Origin of the sequence: Moraxella catarrhalis (assembly GCF_001632285.1) — a bacterium.
GTDB lineage: Bacteria > Pseudomonadota > Gammaproteobacteria > Pseudomonadales > Moraxellaceae > Moraxella > Moraxella catarrhalis.
Map to the genome: position 1 here is coordinate 211,644 of NZ_LWAH01000016.1, position 15,793 is coordinate 227,436.

At 41.8% G+C, this 15,793-nt stretch carries 19 protein-coding genes; 8 read left to right on the forward strand and 11 right to left on the reverse strand.

Translation table 11 applies throughout. The features are described from left to right. Window positions 1–75: 75 nt before the first annotated feature. Entirely contained in the window at window positions 76–915 is an 840-nt protein-coding gene (gene cysW / locus A4U55_RS07345) for a sulfate ABC transporter permease subunit CysW (RefSeq protein ID WP_003669590.1), read from the reverse strand. Between the two features lie 44 nt (window positions 916–959). Further along, window positions 960–1,838, reverse strand: coding sequence for a sulfate ABC transporter permease subunit CysT (gene cysT, locus A4U55_RS07350; protein ID WP_003659848.1), 879 nt, complete (start codon window positions 1,836–1,838; stop codon window positions 960–962). Between the two features lie 349 nt (window positions 1,839–2,187). Here cysT and A4U55_RS07355 point away from each other — a divergent pair, with 349 nt between their 5' ends. The 3 genes from A4U55_RS07355 to hemW are packed head-to-tail and all read left to right on the forward strand — an operon-like array spanning window position 2,188 to window position 5,023. Then, complete coding sequence (locus A4U55_RS07355) at window positions 2,188–2,628, forward strand: hypothetical protein (protein WP_063454179.1); 441 nt, start codon at window positions 2,188–2,190, stop codon at window positions 2,626–2,628. 30 nt (window positions 2,629–2,658) lie between these two features. Next, entirely contained in the window at window positions 2,659–3,834 is a 1,176-nt protein-coding gene (locus tag A4U55_RS07360) for a DEAD/DEAH box helicase (protein WP_003658087.1), read from the forward strand. A 13-nt stretch (window positions 3,835–3,847) separates the two neighbouring features. Further along, the gene (hemW, locus tag A4U55_RS07365) at window positions 3,848–5,023 is read left to right on the forward strand and encodes a radical SAM family heme chaperone HemW (protein ID WP_003658089.1); all 1,176 of its coding nucleotides are present in this window, start codon (window positions 3,848–3,850) and stop codon (window positions 5,021–5,023) included. Window positions 5,024–5,104: 81 nt separating this feature from the next. On the opposite strand, the gene A4U55_RS07370 is transcribed toward hemW, so the two are convergent. Next, window positions 5,105–5,245 carry an entericidin A/B family lipoprotein gene (locus A4U55_RS07370; RefSeq protein WP_003658093.1) on the reverse strand — a complete coding sequence of 47 codons (141 nt, stop codon included), beginning with the start codon at window positions 5,243–5,245 and terminating at the stop codon, window positions 5,105–5,107. 247 nt (window positions 5,246–5,492) lie between these two features. On the opposite strand from A4U55_RS07370, the gene A4U55_RS07375 reads away from it, so the two are divergent. Continuing rightward, a complete protein-coding gene (locus A4U55_RS07375; RefSeq protein ID WP_003658094.1) occupies window positions 5,493–6,038 on the forward strand; it encodes a tRNA (cytidine(34)-2'-O)-methyltransferase in 546 nt (181 codons plus the stop codon). A 115-nt stretch (window positions 6,039–6,153) separates the two neighbouring features. Here the strand turns inward: A4U55_RS07375 and A4U55_RS07380 are convergent, their stop codons facing one another. The 4 genes from A4U55_RS07380 to A4U55_RS07390 form a co-directional block, all read right to left on the reverse strand. Beyond that, window positions 6,154–6,369: a hypothetical protein gene (locus A4U55_RS07380; RefSeq protein WP_003668189.1), complete on the reverse strand. Its 216-nt coding sequence runs from the start codon at window positions 6,367–6,369 to the stop codon at window positions 6,154–6,156. A 404-nt stretch (window positions 6,370–6,773) separates the two neighbouring features. Beyond that, window positions 6,774–7,082 carry a type II toxin-antitoxin system HicB family antitoxin gene (locus tag A4U55_RS07385; RefSeq protein WP_227513443.1) on the reverse strand — a complete coding sequence of 103 codons (309 nt, stop codon included), beginning with the start codon at window positions 7,080–7,082 and terminating at the stop codon, window positions 6,774–6,776. Further along, a complete protein-coding gene (locus tag A4U55_RS09215) occupies window positions 7,055–7,177 on the reverse strand; it encodes a type II toxin-antitoxin system HicB family antitoxin (protein ID WP_003659842.1) in 123 nt (40 codons plus the stop codon). The genes A4U55_RS07385 and A4U55_RS09215 overlap by 28 nt, the downstream gene beginning before the upstream one ends. Before the next feature lie 211 nt (window positions 7,178–7,388). Continuing rightward, a complete protein-coding gene (locus A4U55_RS07390) occupies window positions 7,389–7,586 on the reverse strand; it encodes a ribbon-helix-helix domain-containing protein (protein ID WP_003658103.1) in 198 nt (65 codons plus the stop codon). A 342-nt stretch (window positions 7,587–7,928) separates the two neighbouring features. Between A4U55_RS07390 and A4U55_RS09330 the strand changes: the two genes are divergently transcribed. From A4U55_RS09330 to mfd, 4 genes are all read left to right on the forward strand, one after another. Then, window positions 7,929–8,057, forward strand: a complete 129-nt coding sequence (locus A4U55_RS09330; RefSeq protein WP_013107953.1) for a hypothetical protein — start codon at window positions 7,929–7,931, stop codon at window positions 8,055–8,057. Window positions 8,058–8,162: 105 nt separating this feature from the next. Then, the gene (locus A4U55_RS07395) at window positions 8,163–8,600 is read left to right on the forward strand and encodes an HIT domain-containing protein (RefSeq protein ID WP_003658105.1); all 438 of its coding nucleotides are present in this window, start codon (window positions 8,163–8,165) and stop codon (window positions 8,598–8,600) included. A 153-nt stretch (window positions 8,601–8,753) separates the two neighbouring features. After that, window positions 8,754–9,416, forward strand: a complete 663-nt coding sequence (locus tag A4U55_RS07400; protein ID WP_003659837.1) for a thiamine phosphate synthase — start codon at window positions 8,754–8,756, stop codon at window positions 9,414–9,416. 4 nt (window positions 9,417–9,420) lie between these two features. Next, a complete protein-coding gene (gene mfd, locus A4U55_RS07405) occupies window positions 9,421–12,975 on the forward strand; it encodes a transcription-repair coupling factor (RefSeq protein ID WP_063454181.1) in 3,555 nt (1,184 codons plus the stop codon). Here mfd and A4U55_RS07410 read toward each other — a convergent pair. From A4U55_RS07410 to tolR, 4 genes are read right to left on the reverse strand one after another with little or no spacing between them, the layout of a single operon-like run. After that, entirely contained in the window at window positions 12,972–13,241 is a 270-nt protein-coding gene (locus A4U55_RS07410) for a hypothetical protein (RefSeq protein WP_227506555.1), read from the reverse strand. The two genes, mfd and A4U55_RS07410, sit on opposite strands and share 4 nt — an antisense overlap. Continuing rightward, window positions 13,241–14,503, reverse strand: a complete 1,263-nt coding sequence (locus A4U55_RS07415; protein ID WP_003664748.1) for a PD40 domain-containing protein — start codon at window positions 14,501–14,503, stop codon at window positions 13,241–13,243. Before A4U55_RS07415 ends, A4U55_RS07410 begins: the two co-directional genes overlap by 1 nt. 16 nt (window positions 14,504–14,519) lie before the next feature. Next, window positions 14,520–15,320: a cell envelope integrity protein TolA gene (locus A4U55_RS07420; protein ID WP_003673866.1), complete on the reverse strand. Its 801-nt coding sequence runs from the start codon at window positions 15,318–15,320 to the stop codon at window positions 14,520–14,522. A gap of 30 nt (window positions 15,321–15,350) precedes the next feature. Then, window positions 15,351–15,785 carry a protein TolR gene (gene tolR, locus A4U55_RS07425; RefSeq protein ID WP_049155840.1) on the reverse strand — a complete coding sequence of 145 codons (435 nt, stop codon included), beginning with the start codon at window positions 15,783–15,785 and terminating at the stop codon, window positions 15,351–15,353. Window positions 15,786–15,793: the final 8 nt, after the last annotated feature.

The window sequence follows — 15,793 nt, forward strand, 5'->3', positions numbered from 1 at the left end:
GATAACTGTTTAGAAAGATTAATAAATATATGTAAATTTTGATGTAAGTATTACTTAACCAAAATGTCATCAGTGCTATTTTTTATGGCTCATCAATCCTTGAGCGACCAAAGTAATCAAGGCAAGTAGTGCAAGCAAGCTTGAGAGTGCAAATGCCAATGTAAATGCATATTCGTTGTATGCAATTTCAATCATTAAAGGCACAGTGTTGGTCTCGCCTCGGATATGCCCAGATACTACCGATACCGCCCCAAATTCACCCATAGCGCGTGCATTGGTTAGGATAATGCCATAAAGCAGCGCCCATTTGATATTGGGTAAAGTGACTTTCCAAAACATCTGCCAGCCGTTAGCACCAAGCGTCAAAGCGGCTTGTTCTTCGCTGTCGCCTTGAGCCTGCATAAGCGGAATCAGCTCTCGTGCGATAAATGCAAAGGTGACAAATAAAGTTGCAAGTACAATCCCCGTTGTCGCAAAAATCACCTGAATCCCCATACTCTCAAGATAGCCGCCAAGTCGTGTATTGGCACCAAAGACCAGTACAAACATCAAGCCCGCCACCACAGGCGACACGGCAAAGGGCAAATCAAGCAATGTGGTGATCACAAATTTGCCACGAAATTGATGGCGTGTAATCAAATACGCCAACGCTACGCCAATGATCGTATTGATGGGTAAGATAATCGCTGCTGTGATTAAAGTCAGCTTAATAGATGCAAGTGCATCAGGCTCAAGTAGTGCTGCTTGATACGCTTGCCATCCTTCTTTTAGTGCTTCATAAAAAACAGACACGAGTGGCACAACCAGCATGACGCCCATAAATACCACCGCTATGCCAATCAAACTCCATCTAACCCAAGGTTTATCACGGGTGGCAGGATTTTTTTGGTATAAATAAGAGCTTGTATGAGACATAGTTGACCTTAGAGTATGATTAAGATAGTTGTTATCATGATAAATCAGTTGGTTTTTGCGCCCAGTCTGGCTGAGAGTTTCCACTGGATAAAATTCATGGTAAACAAAAAAACCAATGAGATTAAAAGCATAAATAACGACACGCAAGCTGCACCTGCGACATCAAATTGCTCAAGCTTTGAGACAATGATTAAAGGCAAAATCTCCGATTGCATGGGGATATTGCCAGCGATAAAAATCACTGAACCGTACTCACCTGTGGCACGAGCAAACATCATACCAGCACCGATTAGCATTGCTGGGCTAATCTCGGGTAAAATCACACGGCAAAATGTGGTCAAGCGACCAGCACCCATCACCGCTGCCGCTTCTTCAAATTCTACTGAAAGCTCAGCAAGTACTGGCTGCACTGCCCGTACAATAAAAGGAAAGCTAACCACCACCAAAGCCAGCCAAATACCAATCGGTGTAAACGCAATTTTTATTGGCTCATTAAACAGCAGTATCCCAAGGTGTGTAAACCATTGACCAAACAAGCCATTGGGTGCATAAAGTGTGGCAAGAGCGATGCCAGTTACCGCTGTTGGCAGGGCAAACGGTAGATCAACCAAAGCATTTAAAAAGGACTTACCCCAAAACTCATAACGCACCAACACCCAAGCTGCCAGCGTACCAAAAATCAAATTGGTCAGGGTGGCAAGCATTGCCATGGATAAAGATAGCTTAATTGCTGCAAACACTTGTGGCTCACGAATCGTCTGCATGATGTCATCAAAACTCATTTGTAATGTCGTCAAAATCATCATCAAAAAGGGTAAAATCACCAACAAACCAAGTGCAAAGATACTAATACCCATACTTAGCCCAAAAAATGGCATCACTCGGCGTGCACGATTTTTGAGGGGTATTGGCTGATTTAGCATGATAACAATCCTAATGATACGATGGATACTTGGTGATAAATTCAAAAGATAGCTTTACTTTACGGCATTGGTTGATAAACTTTAAGTGTAAAAATTGACTTTTTATTTTCCTTTATAGAATTTAGATATCAAATTTAGACCAATGTAGCATGCGATACCATCATCTTGTATCTTTTGAAGGATAATAGAGCTTTTCAAACTTTATCAAACATGCGATAATAGCAAGGTTTGGCATGATCAGATGACTGATGCTATGCCATTTTAACTAATCAAAACGCTGTAGGCGTGAACTTGGATGATTGGCGTTCGTAATTCGCCTTAATCTAAAATAAACTATAAAGAGATGACTATGATGATGAAAAATAAATGGATGCGTGGTTTGGCGATTTTGGTGTTGAGCTTACCGACAGTGACTTATGCAAAAACTGCTGCCCCCAAAGCGTCTGAAGCACCTAAAGTATCGTTAACCCAAGAAGAGCAAATGGCTATAGATTTTTGTGATTTTTCAGCGTATGGTGTGATGCATATTGCTGGCGATCATCAAGGTGGTGCAACAAAATCTGAGGCACTAACCAACCATGATAAGCGTATGGCTGAGCTGAAGGATCTCATCGACCTTGACCCAGAGACCGCCACGATGCTTGATAAGTATTGGAAAGGTGCTATTGATAGAATATTCCAAGAATCGGTTCAAAAAACCGACGCCGAAAAACAAGCGTTTGTGATGGGTGTGGGCGAGTCATCTTTTTATTCTTGCCTTGATCAAGTGCTTAAAACTCCCAAAAACTAATCACAATGCTATAAGCTTGATGGTATTTTTATGACCGAAACGACTGTTAAAAATTTTGATGATTTACCACTATCCGAGCCAATTTTAAAGGCGGTGCAAGCATTAAAATTTGATCAATTAACCCCCATTCAAGCACAGATTTTGCCACATACATTGGCAAATCAAGATGCCATTGGACAGGCACAAACAGGCACAGGCAAGACAGCGACATTTTTGATTACCATCATTGAGTCGCTGTTAAAGCGTCCGTTTCAAGCTGATGAAATTCGCTATCTTGGCGAACCTAGAGCATTGGTTTTGGCACCTACCAGAGAGCTTGCACAGCAGATTTTGGCAGATTGCCGTGAACTGACCCGATTTAGCCAGCTTTATAATTTGTGTATTACAGGCGGCTCTGATTTTGATAAACAACTTGAGCAGTTGCATAAAAGACCGCTGGATATTTTGATTGGCACACCGGGGCGTATCATCGATTGGGTTAATAAAGGCGAGCTTTTTTTGGATCGTGTTGAGGTATTCGTGCTTGATGAAGCTGATCGTATGCTGGATATGGGTTTTATCCCTGATATCAAGCGTATTGTCAGACATATGCCAAGCAATACCGAACGCCAAAGCCTATTATTTTCGGCAACTTTTAATCAAGATGTGATGAATCTGGCTTATCGTTGGCTACATCAGCCAGCATTTGTTGAGATTGCACCTGAAAGTAAAACCAATCAGGCGATTGATCAACAATTTTATTTGGTCACTGAGCGTGAAAAAACGAGCGCACTTAAGCAAATTTTGGCAGATGATTCGGTGAAAAAAACGATCATTTTTGCCAATCGCAAAGATCAAGTTAAACGCCTATACGATTATTTGCGTCGTCATCACAAGGTTACGATGCTGTCTGGAGATGTGGCTCAGCAAAAACGAGAGCGTTACTTGCAGCGTTTTAAAGATGGTGAGGTCAATGTACTGGTAGCAACCGATGTGGCAGGGCGTGGCATTCATGTGGATGATGTGACGCATGTGATCAATTATACTTTACCTGATATGCCCGATGACTATGTGCATCGTATCGGTCGTACAGGGCGAGCGGGTTTGAGTGGTGTGTCCATCAGTTTTGTTAGTGAAAATGATGCCTTTAACTTGCCTGCACTTGAACGGCATATTGATCAAAAATTCAAACTCAATCAATTTGAGTTTTTAGATGAGCATAAATAGGAATCATGAACACATGTACCCTGATTTATTAGACCCTGCTCATATTCCATTATCACTATACATTCACATTCCTTGGTGTGTCAAAAAATGCCCGTATTGTGATTTTAACTCGCACGCTTTGCCAAGCCAAGTACCATTTGAAAACTATATAGAAGCATTGCTTAGCGATGCTGTATCACAACAAAGCTTGGTATCAAATCGTCAAATTGATACGGTATTTATCGGTGGTGGCACACCATCGTTATTGCCCATTGAATCGTTTAAACGATTATTTGACGGATTGCGGTTAATTTATGATTTTGCACCGACATGTGAGATAACACTCGAGGCAAATCCTGGCACACTTGAGCATTCACCTTTTGATGAGTATCTCACTATCGGTATTAATCGCTTATCCATTGGCGTACAAAGCTTTGATCACAACGCCTTAACAGTGTTGGGGCGTATTCACAATCCTGATCAAGCATCAAATGCCATTCGTGCTGCACGCATAGCAGGTTTTGATCGTGTCAATGCAGATTTGATGTATGGCTTGCCCAATCAAAACCCATCAAAAGCGGTGAATGATATTCAAACTGCCATTGATGCTGGTGCAACTCACTTATCTTGGTATCAACTGACGATAGAGCCGAATACGACCTTTTATTGTACACCACCACAGTTGCCAGATGAAGAGATCATGGCAGAAATTGAAACTTTGGGACAAAGTGTACTGACAAAGCATGGATTTTATAATTATGAAGTCAGTGCTTGGCATGGTCCAAATGATGCTCCATGTCAGCATAATCTGAACTATTGGCAATTTGGCGATTATTTGGCAATCGGTGCTGGAGCACATGGTAAGTTGACCTTAAAAAATCACCCAGATTACCAAGATGGCATTTATCGTTATCAAAAATCACGTCAACCTAAGGATTATCTTGCGTTTGAAGATGCACCCAAAATGGTCAACTTTGAGCGTATCTCTGATGACAATTTGCCGTTTGAATTTATGATGAATGCACTGCGATTAAAAGATGGGGTAAGCACTGATGTGTTTGAAACGCGTACGGGGCTATTAATCAGCACGATTGATAATGAGATGCTGCCTTTACAACATCAAGGATTGATGGTTTTGGATCCATTACGCATTGCACCGACCCGTCTTGGGTTTCGATATGTGAATTATTTGGTCAGTCAATTTATATAAACTGATAGATAGAAAGACCTACTCATCTGAGTGGGTCTTTTTTAAGATTAACTTAAGATAAAATTAGAAATTAAGCCAAAATTAGATTTTCTTTTCAACTTTTTGTGCGGTGTCTGATACGGCTTCGCCAGCTTTTGAGACATCTTTACCAAAACCTTTTATAGCGTTGCAACCAGTCAAAACAACAACGGCAGCGATAGAAGCAACCAGTACTTTTTTCATGAGCTATTCCTTAATGATTTAATTAAATTCATGTATGAAATTCATGTGAATCTGTAAACTCACCCTACTATCTTAACGAAGTTTTTGATGAATTTCTAGCAATAGATGTGATTTTATAATACTTTATTACACTTTGTAAACTTTTGGTAGGGTTTATAAATTTTATCTTTGAATTCAATCAAAATATGGCACAATAGGTCGTTTCAGAGTACAATAGGTAGCATCGCCATATTTGTTAGTAAAGTTCATGTCACAGTTTTCAGATGCACTCATTCATATCGTGCTATTTTCCCCAAAAATTCCCAATAATACTGGCAGCATCATCCGCTTATGTGCCAATACAGGTGCTCAGCTACATTTGGTCAAACCGCTTGGATTTGAGTTGGATGATACTCGCTTAAAACGGGCAGGGCTTGATTATCATGAATACGCAACTTTAAGCGTTCACGATAATTGGCAAGAGACAAAATCGGCACTAAAATCGTTGGGCGTGGAGCGTATTGTTGCCATGACGACCAAGTTTAGCCGTCCGTTTTATGAATATCAATTTAAGCTGGATAATGATCAGCATAAAGTCGCCTTGGTATTTGGTTCGGAGACCGATGGATTACCTGAAGAGGTGCGTGCTGATATTGGTGCTAATCATTGGCTACGGCTGCCTATGTTGCCAGATTCACGCAGTTTGAATTTAGCCAATAGCGTTGGTATTTGCCTTTATGAAGTATGGCGTCAACTTGGGTTTGTGGGCGATATTGGGCAAAGTGTGGGCTATCACAAACCCACATCAAGATAATACAAGCTATGCGTTGCGGCTTGAACACGGCTGGTCAAAACAAGCCCCAACAGGGGTATACGGTAATGCCCTTAACAGTGCTATCGCCAATTTGAGCTAATCAAGCTGTCTTTAATCAGCGGCTGGTTTGACTTAGGGTGTTGGCGTACTCTACCAACGCCACCTTAATTGCCATTGCCTTAGAGCAATCCTTATGAGCCATAATCTGATTTAAGGCATCTAAAGCATGAGGCTCAGTATGGCTAATCACCAAAGCAATGTTGGCAAGTGCCTTTTGGCGGTAAGTGTTGGTAGCCTTTTGGCGTGCTGGTGATGTGGTGCTGTCTGTCATAAAAAACCCTTGCAAAAATCAAAAACCATGGCATAATAAAGATCAGGGGTGGCTAACTTCCTTGTTAGCCCCTAGCCTTTGCAACTTTGGTACTTACTTGGGCTAGGCATCATCTTAGTAAGCAGAACCGCTTATCAGTAGCAAGATGATGACAACGATGAGTTTGATTAAGGTTTTCATCACTTTTTCCTTCTGCTAGTGAGTGTACAGTAGCTTGGTTGTTACAGTAGTCTTGCTACCAGCCCCAAAGCCAAATAATTTTATTAAATTATTTGGCTTTTTTATTGCTTTAAAAATGATTAACCCCCAAACCGCTTATCTGATGATAGGCGGTTTTTTATTGCCCAAATAAACACCCCTTTATGGGCTTTTTATTGCCTTAAAATGGCTTGACATGGGGTATGTCAAGCCAAATCCGCCATGGCAAGCTGTGCCAGATAGTTTGAACGGCTTTTGTATAGCGATTTGTGAGCCGAGACTTTTTCGTCAATTTTGGCAATCAGATGGTTAGGTAAGGTAATGTTGATTTTGTGGCTTTTTATGTCATATTTTGACAAGTCCACATCTACCCATGCCCACATCATACCGTCAAATTGGCTGTTTTGGGTGTGTGCATCAAAATTGGTAGGCAATGGGATTTCTTCGCCATCTGCTACCAAGCCACTAAAATGCACATCAAGGCATTCTAACGCCATTTTGTGTATGTCTTGCACTCATCGCACGCACTGGCAAGATTTGGCACATCGGGAAAAAAGATGCCATGGGCGGTTTTATCACCGCCTTTTAAGATTGCAATGGGGTATAACATCATCGTCTCTTAGTTATCGAGGTGTTGCAAGGGCTAAGCGTTTAGCCCTGCTTGTCTCATAATGCTGTCAATGGTGGGGTGTTTAAATTGCTGATGACTACCGCCGTTTGATTTGACACGATACCAAAAAATATGTCTGTGAAAATTATGAAATCAGTCAGAAAAAAGCAACTTTTGGCAGATTGGTTTGAAATTTGAACAAGTTTTTAACTTAGAGCTGTTTTGCCCAAAGCTCAACTGCTTCCATGATGATGATGTTTTTGGTTTTGCCTGATTGTTTGGCAAGCTCATCAAGTAGCTCAGCAAACTCTATGGGGACTTTAAAACCGATGGGTTTTACCCCACGGCGTGCATCGCTGTCTTTTTGGATTTGAGCACGAGTTTTGGGATTGGCAACGATTTTTGGCATTTGACTTATCCTTAAATTGTTGGTAAGATATATTTAGATTTTAGGAGTGAAGCGATGGCGAAGCCCACCGCCCCCCAGCCTTTACAGGCTACCTGCTTAGTAAGCGTTGTTGTTTATTAGTAGCAGGATAACAATGATGATAACTTTGAAGAGCGTTTTCATTGTCTTATCTCCTAAGGTCGCCACCACTTACATAGGTCGGTGGCGGTAACCTATCAGGCTTGGGTGTCCTACCACCCTTGCTTGATGGTTTGTATTATAGTTTAAAATACATTAAAAGTCAAGTAATTATTACGGTTTTGTATGAAATTGTTATGATTATTTGGCTTTTTTATATTTAAAATGAACCGCCCATCACCTGATGAGCGGTTTTTTAATCAAAAAGGACGACTATGGCACTCACCGAACACACCAAACGCCAAATACACGCCCATACCAAAAGATGCTACCCCAATGAGTGTTGTGGTTTAAATGATTGTGATGACCAAACTTTGATCATAGCAGGCGTGTAAATCTTTTTTGCCATCTAAATTTATGCTACAATATCACTATTTATAACAACAATATGAGCGAACTATGTTTCAATTACATCCCACGCTGGCCAAAGATACCTTTTTGGTTGGTGATTTCCCATTATCGACCGTGCGTTTGATGAATGATTGCCAATTTCCTTGGCTAATTTTGGTACCTCGTGTTTCAGGCATTAAAGAAATCTATGAGCTGTCAGCGGCTGACCAAGTGCAATTTTTGCGTGAGTCAAGCTGGGTATCTAGCCAAATGGCAAAAATTTTTGGTGCAGATAAGATGAATGTTGCCGCTTTGGGTAATCAAGTGTTGCAGCTACATTTTCATCACATCGTACGCTACCAAAATGATGCCGCATGGCCAAATCCAGTTTGGGGTCATGAAGCGATGCCATATACCCAAGAGGTACTCAGCCACATGCAGCAAACGCTGATGATGGCATTGCGTGGTCATCATCAGATGCCATTTGATTGGAAAATGGATGTTTGATAGGTGGTTGAGGATGTTATTAGCATGAATGTTCATGGTTTGAAATAGGCTGCTTGTGCGGCCTATTTAAGTATTAACCATGTTCAATCACCTGATAAACATTATTTTGACCGTATCGCTGATCAAATCAGATCATTAATTGGAATACAGTAAATGACTTTACAAAGTATTGACAAAGTACCCAAATTATACTTACTGACGAATGATGATGAGCTGACAACTTTATTAGATAAGCTTGAACGGGTGTTTGATACAGGTGCGGTGTCATTACTGCAAGTGCGTCGTAAGTCCACCTTGAAACTTTATGATTTGGCGACAGTGTATCGAGAAGCTGAAATGATCGTCAGTCTTGCGAATGATTATGATATTAAAGTCGTTATGAATGATAGTCTAGAGCTTGCATCACATTTTGGGACGGGGCTTCATTTGGGTCAGCGTGATGGTAGCGTACGGGTCGCCAGAGAGATTTTGGGAGACCATGTGGTGATTGGTCGCACCTGTCATACAGACCTTGCTTTATTTAAAGAAGCTAAGCGAGAAGGGGCAACTTACGGTGCTATGGGTACAGCATTTGCATCCATCACTAAGCCACGCGCCAAAATTATCTCAAAAGACATATTAAAAAAAGCCTGCGAACTTGATTTTCCTTTATGCGTGATTGGTGGTATCACCCTTGAAAATATCCATCAGCTTCGAGATAAGTTAAACGGTGCAGCCATCGATTATATTGCTGTGACAGCTGATATTATGGGGCATTCGGTTGATACCATTGCAGATAAGTGCTTAGCGTGGCAACAAAAACTTAACACTTGGTAATACGATGATTGATACATTTAAGCCCAAATTAGATTTGCCAACCAAGGCAAATTTTAAGACAACTTTACCCTTACTTGGCGGTGCTGATTTGAGTTTTTGGCTTGCACTGGCAGCCAAAAGTGAAGAGCGGCTGATTGTGATGATCGCCAATCATCAAAATGAACTGAATCAGTTGGATACTGAGCTGTCTTTTTTTGGCATTGATGCACATGTTTTTCCAGATTGGGAGATTTTGGCTTATGATCAGCTGTCTGTTCATCAAGACATTATCTCAGAGCGTATTGCTTTACTAACGAGAATGCCAACAACTGGTGTCTTATTGGTCAGTACTCAGACATTGATGCAACGTATCGCACCACCAAGCTGGCTGATAGGACAGCATTTTGATTTGGCTGTCGGTGATAAATTTGATATTCATGAACAGCGACTTCGATTAACCAAAGCAGGCTATGTGCAGACGGAGAATGTGTTTGAGCCAGGAGAATTTGCGGTTCGAGGCAGTATTGTTGATATTTTTGCCGTTGGTCAAAGCCTACCTTTTCGTCTTGATTTGTTTGATGATAACATTGAGACGATCAAATTTTTTGATCCTGACAGTCAGCGTACTTTATCCGATAATGATTTAGCTCAGCTAAAAAAAGATGCCCAAGCAGGCATGAATACGCATCATGCCCAAAAGCTGCCATCATCTGCCAAAATCACCGAATTTCGCCTGCTGCCTGCTAGAGAATTTCCCTTGGAAGCAGGCAAAGAGATGTTTCGCCAAAATTTTGCGAGCCTGTTTCCTAATGCCAGCGCCCGCAAGATAGAATTTTATAATGATGTCATGGCAGCCATTGCTCCTCAGGGAATTGAGTTTTATGCACCGTTATTTTTTGAGCTTGACGCATGGATGAAAACAGGCAATTTATTTAGCTATTTGCCCGATGATACACTGGTGGTTAGTCATGATAATCTTAGTGCTTGTCATGATGAGTATTATCAGCAAATCCAAGCACGCCATCATTCTCGTGCACATGATAAATCATTGCCGATTATGCCGCCTGATTATTTATTTTTGGCGAATAATGAATTTCATCAAGTATTGAAAGCCTATCCCAGAGTTGTTATCAACACAAACCACGATACGGCAAAAATTGGTGCCATGGAGAGTTTACCGCCGCCGATTTTACCGATTAATCATCAAGCTGCCAAGCCTTTATCAGAACTGCTATCATTCATAAAATCAGGGCAAGTACCGATTTTATTGGTCGCTGAAAGTGCTGGTCGCCGTGAAATTATTCTTGAGCTATTAAAAGATAAAGTCGCTGTCAAAGTGGTTGATAATTATCAAGAATTTATTAATAATTTAGATGATTTTAATACTGATTGTATTGCTTTGAGTGTTGCACCGATTGAGCGTGGTCTTTGGTTGCGTGATGAAACTGGCGGATTATGCATCATCTCAGAGACACAAATTTTTGGTAGGCAGGTGCTTCAAACACGCCGTCGTCGTCAATCAAGTGTTTCACAGGCTTTTTTGATTAAGTCGGTAACTGAGTTGACCGAAGGGGCGTTGGTGGTTCATCTTGAACATGGCATCGGGCGTTATCAAGGTTTGGTGGTGCTGGATGTGGGTGAAGGTGAGCAAGAATTTATTCATCTAAAATATGCCGATGATGCCAGTATTTATGTACCTATTACCAATTTGGCACTGATTGGGCGATATAGCGGCTCAGATTTGCAGACAGTCAGCCTGTCTAAAATTGGTTCGGGCAAATGGGAAAAAGCCAAGCTAAAAGCTTTGGAACAAATCCATGATGTTGCCGCCGAGCTTTTAAATGTACAGGCTCGTAGAAATGCTAAATCAGGCATCAGTTTTGATATTGATATGTCTCAATATGAGCTATTTGCCAGCCAATTTGCTTTTGAAGAAACCATCGACCAAGCTGAAGCTATCCATGCAGTGATGCACGATATGAAGCAAAATAAGCCGATGGATAGGCTTATCTGTGGTGATGTTGGTTTTGGCAAGACCGAAGTGGCGATGCGTGCGGCATTCATTGCTGTTCAGGCGGGCTATCAAGTTGCCGTACTTGTTCCAACGACGCTTTTGGCAGGGCAGCACGAGGACAGCTTTTTAAATCGCTTTGCTGATTGGCCCATTAAGATTGAAAGTTTATCACGATTTGGCAATAAAAAACATCAAGATGCCATTTTAGCAGGGCTGGCAGATGGTACGGTGGATATTGTGATTGGTACGCATAAGCTCATTCAGGACGATGTTAAATTCAAACAGCTTGGTTTGATGATTATTGATGAGGAACATCGTTTTGGCGTACGGCATAAAGAGCGTATTAAAGCACTACAAACCAATATTGACAGTTTATCAATGACTGCCACCCCGATTCCACGCACCTTAAATATGGCGTTATCGGGCATGCAGGATATTTCTATCATTGCCACACCACCTGCCAGACGCTTGGCGATTAAGACTTTTTTATTACCCAAATCTGATGAGACAATCAAAGAAGCAATTTTACGGGAGATACTCAGGGGCGGACAGGTATATTATCTACATAATGATGTTGCTAGTATCGAGGCAGCAGCTGACACACTGCGTGAATTGGTCGGTGAAGCACGAGTAGCGGTAGCACATGGGCAGATGAATGAGCGTGAGCTTTCGGTGGTGATGAATGATTTTTATCATAAAAAGTTTAATGTTTTGGTTGCTAGCACCATCATCGAGACAGGTATCGATGTGCCTAATGCCAATACCATCATTATTCACCGAGCGGATAAATTTGGTATCGCTCAGTTGCACCAGTTGCGTGGTCGTGTGGGTCGCAGCCATCATCAAGCATACTGCTATCTGATGGTGCCATCATTGAAAGGATTATCAAGCGATGCCAAAAAACGCCTAAATGCCATCACCAGAGCCAACACTTTGGGTGCAGGGTTTATGCTTGCCAGTGAAGATTTGGAAATTCGTGGTGCTGGGGAAATTTTAGGCAAAGAGCAATCTGGTAACATGCAAACCATTGGTTTTGGCTTATATATGGATATGCTTGAGCGTGCGACCAATGCCATCAAACAAGGCAAGACACCGAGTCTTGCCACACCACTGGATTTGGTTAGTGATATTGATATTCATGCATCGGCACTGATACCTGATGAGTATTTGGGTGATGTGCATGAGCGTTTGGTATTTTATAAAAGAATCAGTAGCTTAGATGATGTCAATCAGCTCATAGACATTCGTACTGAGATGATTGACAGATTTGGCACATTACCCACCCAAACCCAAAATTTATTTGCGGTGCATCGCATTCGCATACGAGCCAAAGCCTTAGGGATTGCTAAGATTGATGCAACCCAAACCACCATCAGTATTGAGTTTCGTGCCGATACGCCGATTGATGGATTGGCGATTATTAAGCTGATTCAGTCCAATGACGGTTATCGCATGAATGGTGCAACGGCCATCCGATACACCAGCCAAGAGCTTATGGATACCCAAGCTAGAATTGACAAGGTGAATGAGCTGTTACTATATTTTGAATCTACCAAAACTGCCTAAAACCAATCTTCCAAAATAAATATCGTATTGGACTTTTGTGTTGGTGGGGAGATTGGGCGGTTTTTGGTAGGCACGGTGTCAGTTGGTGTAGGTTTAGGCTGAGATGGCGATTTTGTATGGCTATGGATGATGATCGGTATTGGGCTTTTGGTCACTTGAATGTGCTGACACCCACTTAAGCTGATCAGGCCAACTGTCATACTGACCATAAATAACCGCCTTTGGGTATAGCCGACTGTCACCTTAGTTGGGATACTCATTGGCATTATTTTGACCAAATCGGATCACGCACCGTGCCTGATGTTGGGATGGTGCGTATGGCATTACTTGATAGCGAACGGATCATCAGCTGGTTTTTATTGCCTTGGTTGGATGTATATATAATCCGTGTGCCTGATGGTGAAAAGCTGGCTGATACATCAGTGCCTAACACCCTAAAACTTTGTTGGATACGGCCTTTGGTATTGGCGATGATGATTTGTCCACCTGATAAATATACAAGCTTTGATCCATCTGGGCTTAAGCGTGGATTGGTGGCATAAGAGGCGATTTGGGTGCTATGCGTCGTGCCAAAATCATAGCGATATAGGCTTTGGTGGCGTGTACCTTTATCAGCAGTATAAATAAATCCTGACGCATCTGCCAAATAATTTGGTGCATTCTCAGCACCGTTGAATGTAGTGAGCGTATCTAAGTGATTGGTATGTAAATTAAGACGATAAATGTTCGGGTTATTATTCTCGTGGCTACCTGAAAATAAGATACTGCCACCATCTGGTGAAAAACTTGGTGCCAAATTATGACCCCAAAATGGCGTGACAAGCTTTGGTGTGCCACCTGATACAGACACAATATAAATGATGGGCAGATTATTTTTTGTTTGTACACTATAAGCAATACTCAAGCCATCGGGGGAAAATGTCGGCGTTATAATTGATCCATTGACGGTATCTAGCGTACGGATAAGCTGACCGCTTGGATCAATTAATTTAAGAGATGAGATTTTATTTTGTGGCGATCCGCTTTCTTCCACATAGGCGATTTTACCCATCAAATCTGATGGCTGGCCTGTGATGATTTGATAGATTGTATCGCTGATTTGACGATAGGCAGCTTGGATAGAAGCAGGGTGGTTATCGCTAATTTGGGTATGCTTGACGCTTACCAAACCATTGGCAGTATCAATAATTTCATAGTTAATTGCAAGCTTATTTCCCAAAATTTGATGCGACTGTGCCAAAATAATATATTCAAATCCTCGGTTACGCCATGCGGTCAGATTATTCAGAATGTCGCTATTCGTCTGAGTGTGCTGTGGCAGGTTTTGGTGAGTAGTACCAAGACCTGCCAGGCTTAGATAATGACTCATTTGATGAGCTTCTGAAAAAGGCATGACTGCCACGGGGTATTGACTCGGAGCAACTTGTTCGCTAATCACAATCAATTCATCATCAGCATAAGTGTGCGTCAAAGCGGCAGAAAAGCTTATGGTCAGAGCAAGGCAAACTTTGGTAATGGGTGATTTCATAAAAACTCCATGACGATTAGTGATTAGGCTCATTGGTTGTTTGGTTATTATCCATAATTAGCTGCTCTGTGGTGAACTGCAGGCGGATACTGTCACGCATACCGCCAAGTTCATAAAATGGTGCGGCAGCATATACCGCCGCTTCTACAGATTCACGCAAATCAGGATGGCCACCACCGAATTGGATTGAGGTTACATCGCCTTGTTGATTCATATTAACCTGAAAGGTGATGGTTTGATTGGGCTGCTTAGGATAGCGTTGCCAAATGGCTTCAATACGATGTTTGACCGAGGTGATGGCGGCATTGATTTGTGCTCGGCTTGGCGTAGACTCGGTATGATTTGACTGCTCAAGGTCTGAGACATGATTAGAATATTCAGCCAGCTTGGCGTGAGCGTTTGTTGGTTGATTTTGTATATTTGGTGAATTTGATTCAAAGGGTGCTGAGTTGGGTGGTGGATGATACGCTTGGGTCGTGGTGGCAGAAGTAGAAACCTGTGGGTGATAACGATGCTGATTTTGAGCTTGCATAAATGCATTATCATTATCATTGGCAGTGATGGTACTTGAAGTGTTGGTGGCAGTTGGCTTGTTTTGATCGGCATGATGATTGCTCAAGGCCGTCTTGACACGATTAAAAGCCTCTTGACCTACCAAAGCGGTCTGAATAGTAGTATTGGGCTTAGTAGGCGGTGTAATCAGTGGTGCTGCTACCGCTATGATGATGACGGTATGTAATAAAACACTGGCTAAAATTGGTAAAATTAGCGCAGATTTATCAAAATTGACTGTTGGATGATTATCGGATAAACGCATCGATTGATTTGCCTTATGAATTATCATGCATTATTGAACAGATTCGCTAAGCAAACTCACTTGGGTGATACCAACATTTTGAATCAATGCCATAATCTGCATAATTCGGCCGTAGGCATTATCTGCATCGGCATTGACCATCACTTGTAAATCGGTATTGTCTTGGTGCATCTGGCGTAGCAGGGTATCTAGCTTGTCAGGCGTGATTGGCACATCGATGGCATTTTTATGGCTGACATACAGATTGCCATCTGCCTGAATGCTGACAATGACAGGTAGCTTGTCAGCTTGTGTGATGGGTTTGGTCTGCTCTTTTGGCAGTGATACCTCAATACCTGTAGCAAGCATTGGTGCTGTTACGATAAATATCACCAAAAGCACCAACATCACATCAATGTAAGGCACAACATTCATGTCACTATTTAGCGGTCTTTGGCGACGAGCGAATCGATTGGAAGTTACCATAATATGCT

Coding starts and splice junctions, on each gene's coding strand:
- cysW (WP_003669590.1), bottom strand. CDS start 915: ATGTCTCATACAAGCTCTTATTTATACCAAAAAAATCCTGCCACCCGT.
- cysT (WP_003659848.1), bottom strand. CDS start 1,838: ATGCTAAATCAGCCAATACCCCTCAAAAATCGTGCACGCCGAGTGATG.
- A4U55_RS07355 (WP_063454179.1), top strand. CDS start 2,188: ATGATGATGAAAAATAAATGGATGCGTGGTTTGGCGATTTTGGTGTTG.
- A4U55_RS07360 (WP_003658087.1), top strand. CDS start 2,659: ATGACCGAAACGACTGTTAAAAATTTTGATGATTTACCACTATCCGAG.
- hemW (WP_003658089.1), top strand. CDS start 3,848: ATGTACCCTGATTTATTAGACCCTGCTCATATTCCATTATCACTATAC.
- A4U55_RS07370 (WP_003658093.1), bottom strand. CDS start 5,245: ATGAAAAAAGTACTGGTTGCTTCTATCGCTGCCGTTGTTGTTTTGACT.
- A4U55_RS07375 (WP_003658094.1), top strand. CDS start 5,493: ATGTCACAGTTTTCAGATGCACTCATTCATATCGTGCTATTTTCCCCA.
- A4U55_RS07380 (WP_003668189.1), bottom strand. CDS start 6,369: ATGACAGACAGCACCACATCACCAGCACGCCAAAAGGCTACCAACACT.
- A4U55_RS09215 (WP_003659842.1), bottom strand. CDS start 7,177: ATGTTATACCCCATTGCAATCTTAAAAGGCGGTGATAAAACCGCCCAT.
- A4U55_RS07390 (WP_003658103.1), bottom strand. CDS start 7,586: ATGCCAAAAATCGTTGCCAATCCCAAAACTCGTGCTCAAATCCAAAAA.
- A4U55_RS09330 (WP_013107953.1), top strand. CDS start 7,929: ATGAACCGCCCATCACCTGATGAGCGGTTTTTTAATCAAAAAGGACGA.
- A4U55_RS07395 (WP_003658105.1), top strand. CDS start 8,163: ATGTTTCAATTACATCCCACGCTGGCCAAAGATACCTTTTTGGTTGGT.
- A4U55_RS07400 (WP_003659837.1), top strand. CDS start 8,754: ATGACTTTACAAAGTATTGACAAAGTACCCAAATTATACTTACTGACG.
- mfd (WP_063454181.1), top strand. CDS start 9,421: ATGATTGATACATTTAAGCCCAAATTAGATTTGCCAACCAAGGCAAAT.
- A4U55_RS07410 (WP_227506555.1), bottom strand. CDS start 13,241: ATGCCAATGAGTATCCCAACTAAGGTGACAGTCGGCTATACCCAAAGG.
- A4U55_RS07415 (WP_003664748.1), bottom strand. CDS start 14,503: ATGAAATCACCCATTACCAAAGTTTGCCTTGCTCTGACCATAAGCTTT.
- A4U55_RS07420 (WP_003673866.1), bottom strand. CDS start 15,320: ATGCGTTTATCCGATAATCATCCAACAGTCAATTTTGATAAATCTGCG.
- tolR (WP_049155840.1), bottom strand. CDS start 15,785: ATGGTAACTTCCAATCGATTCGCTCGTCGCCAAAGACCGCTAAATAGT.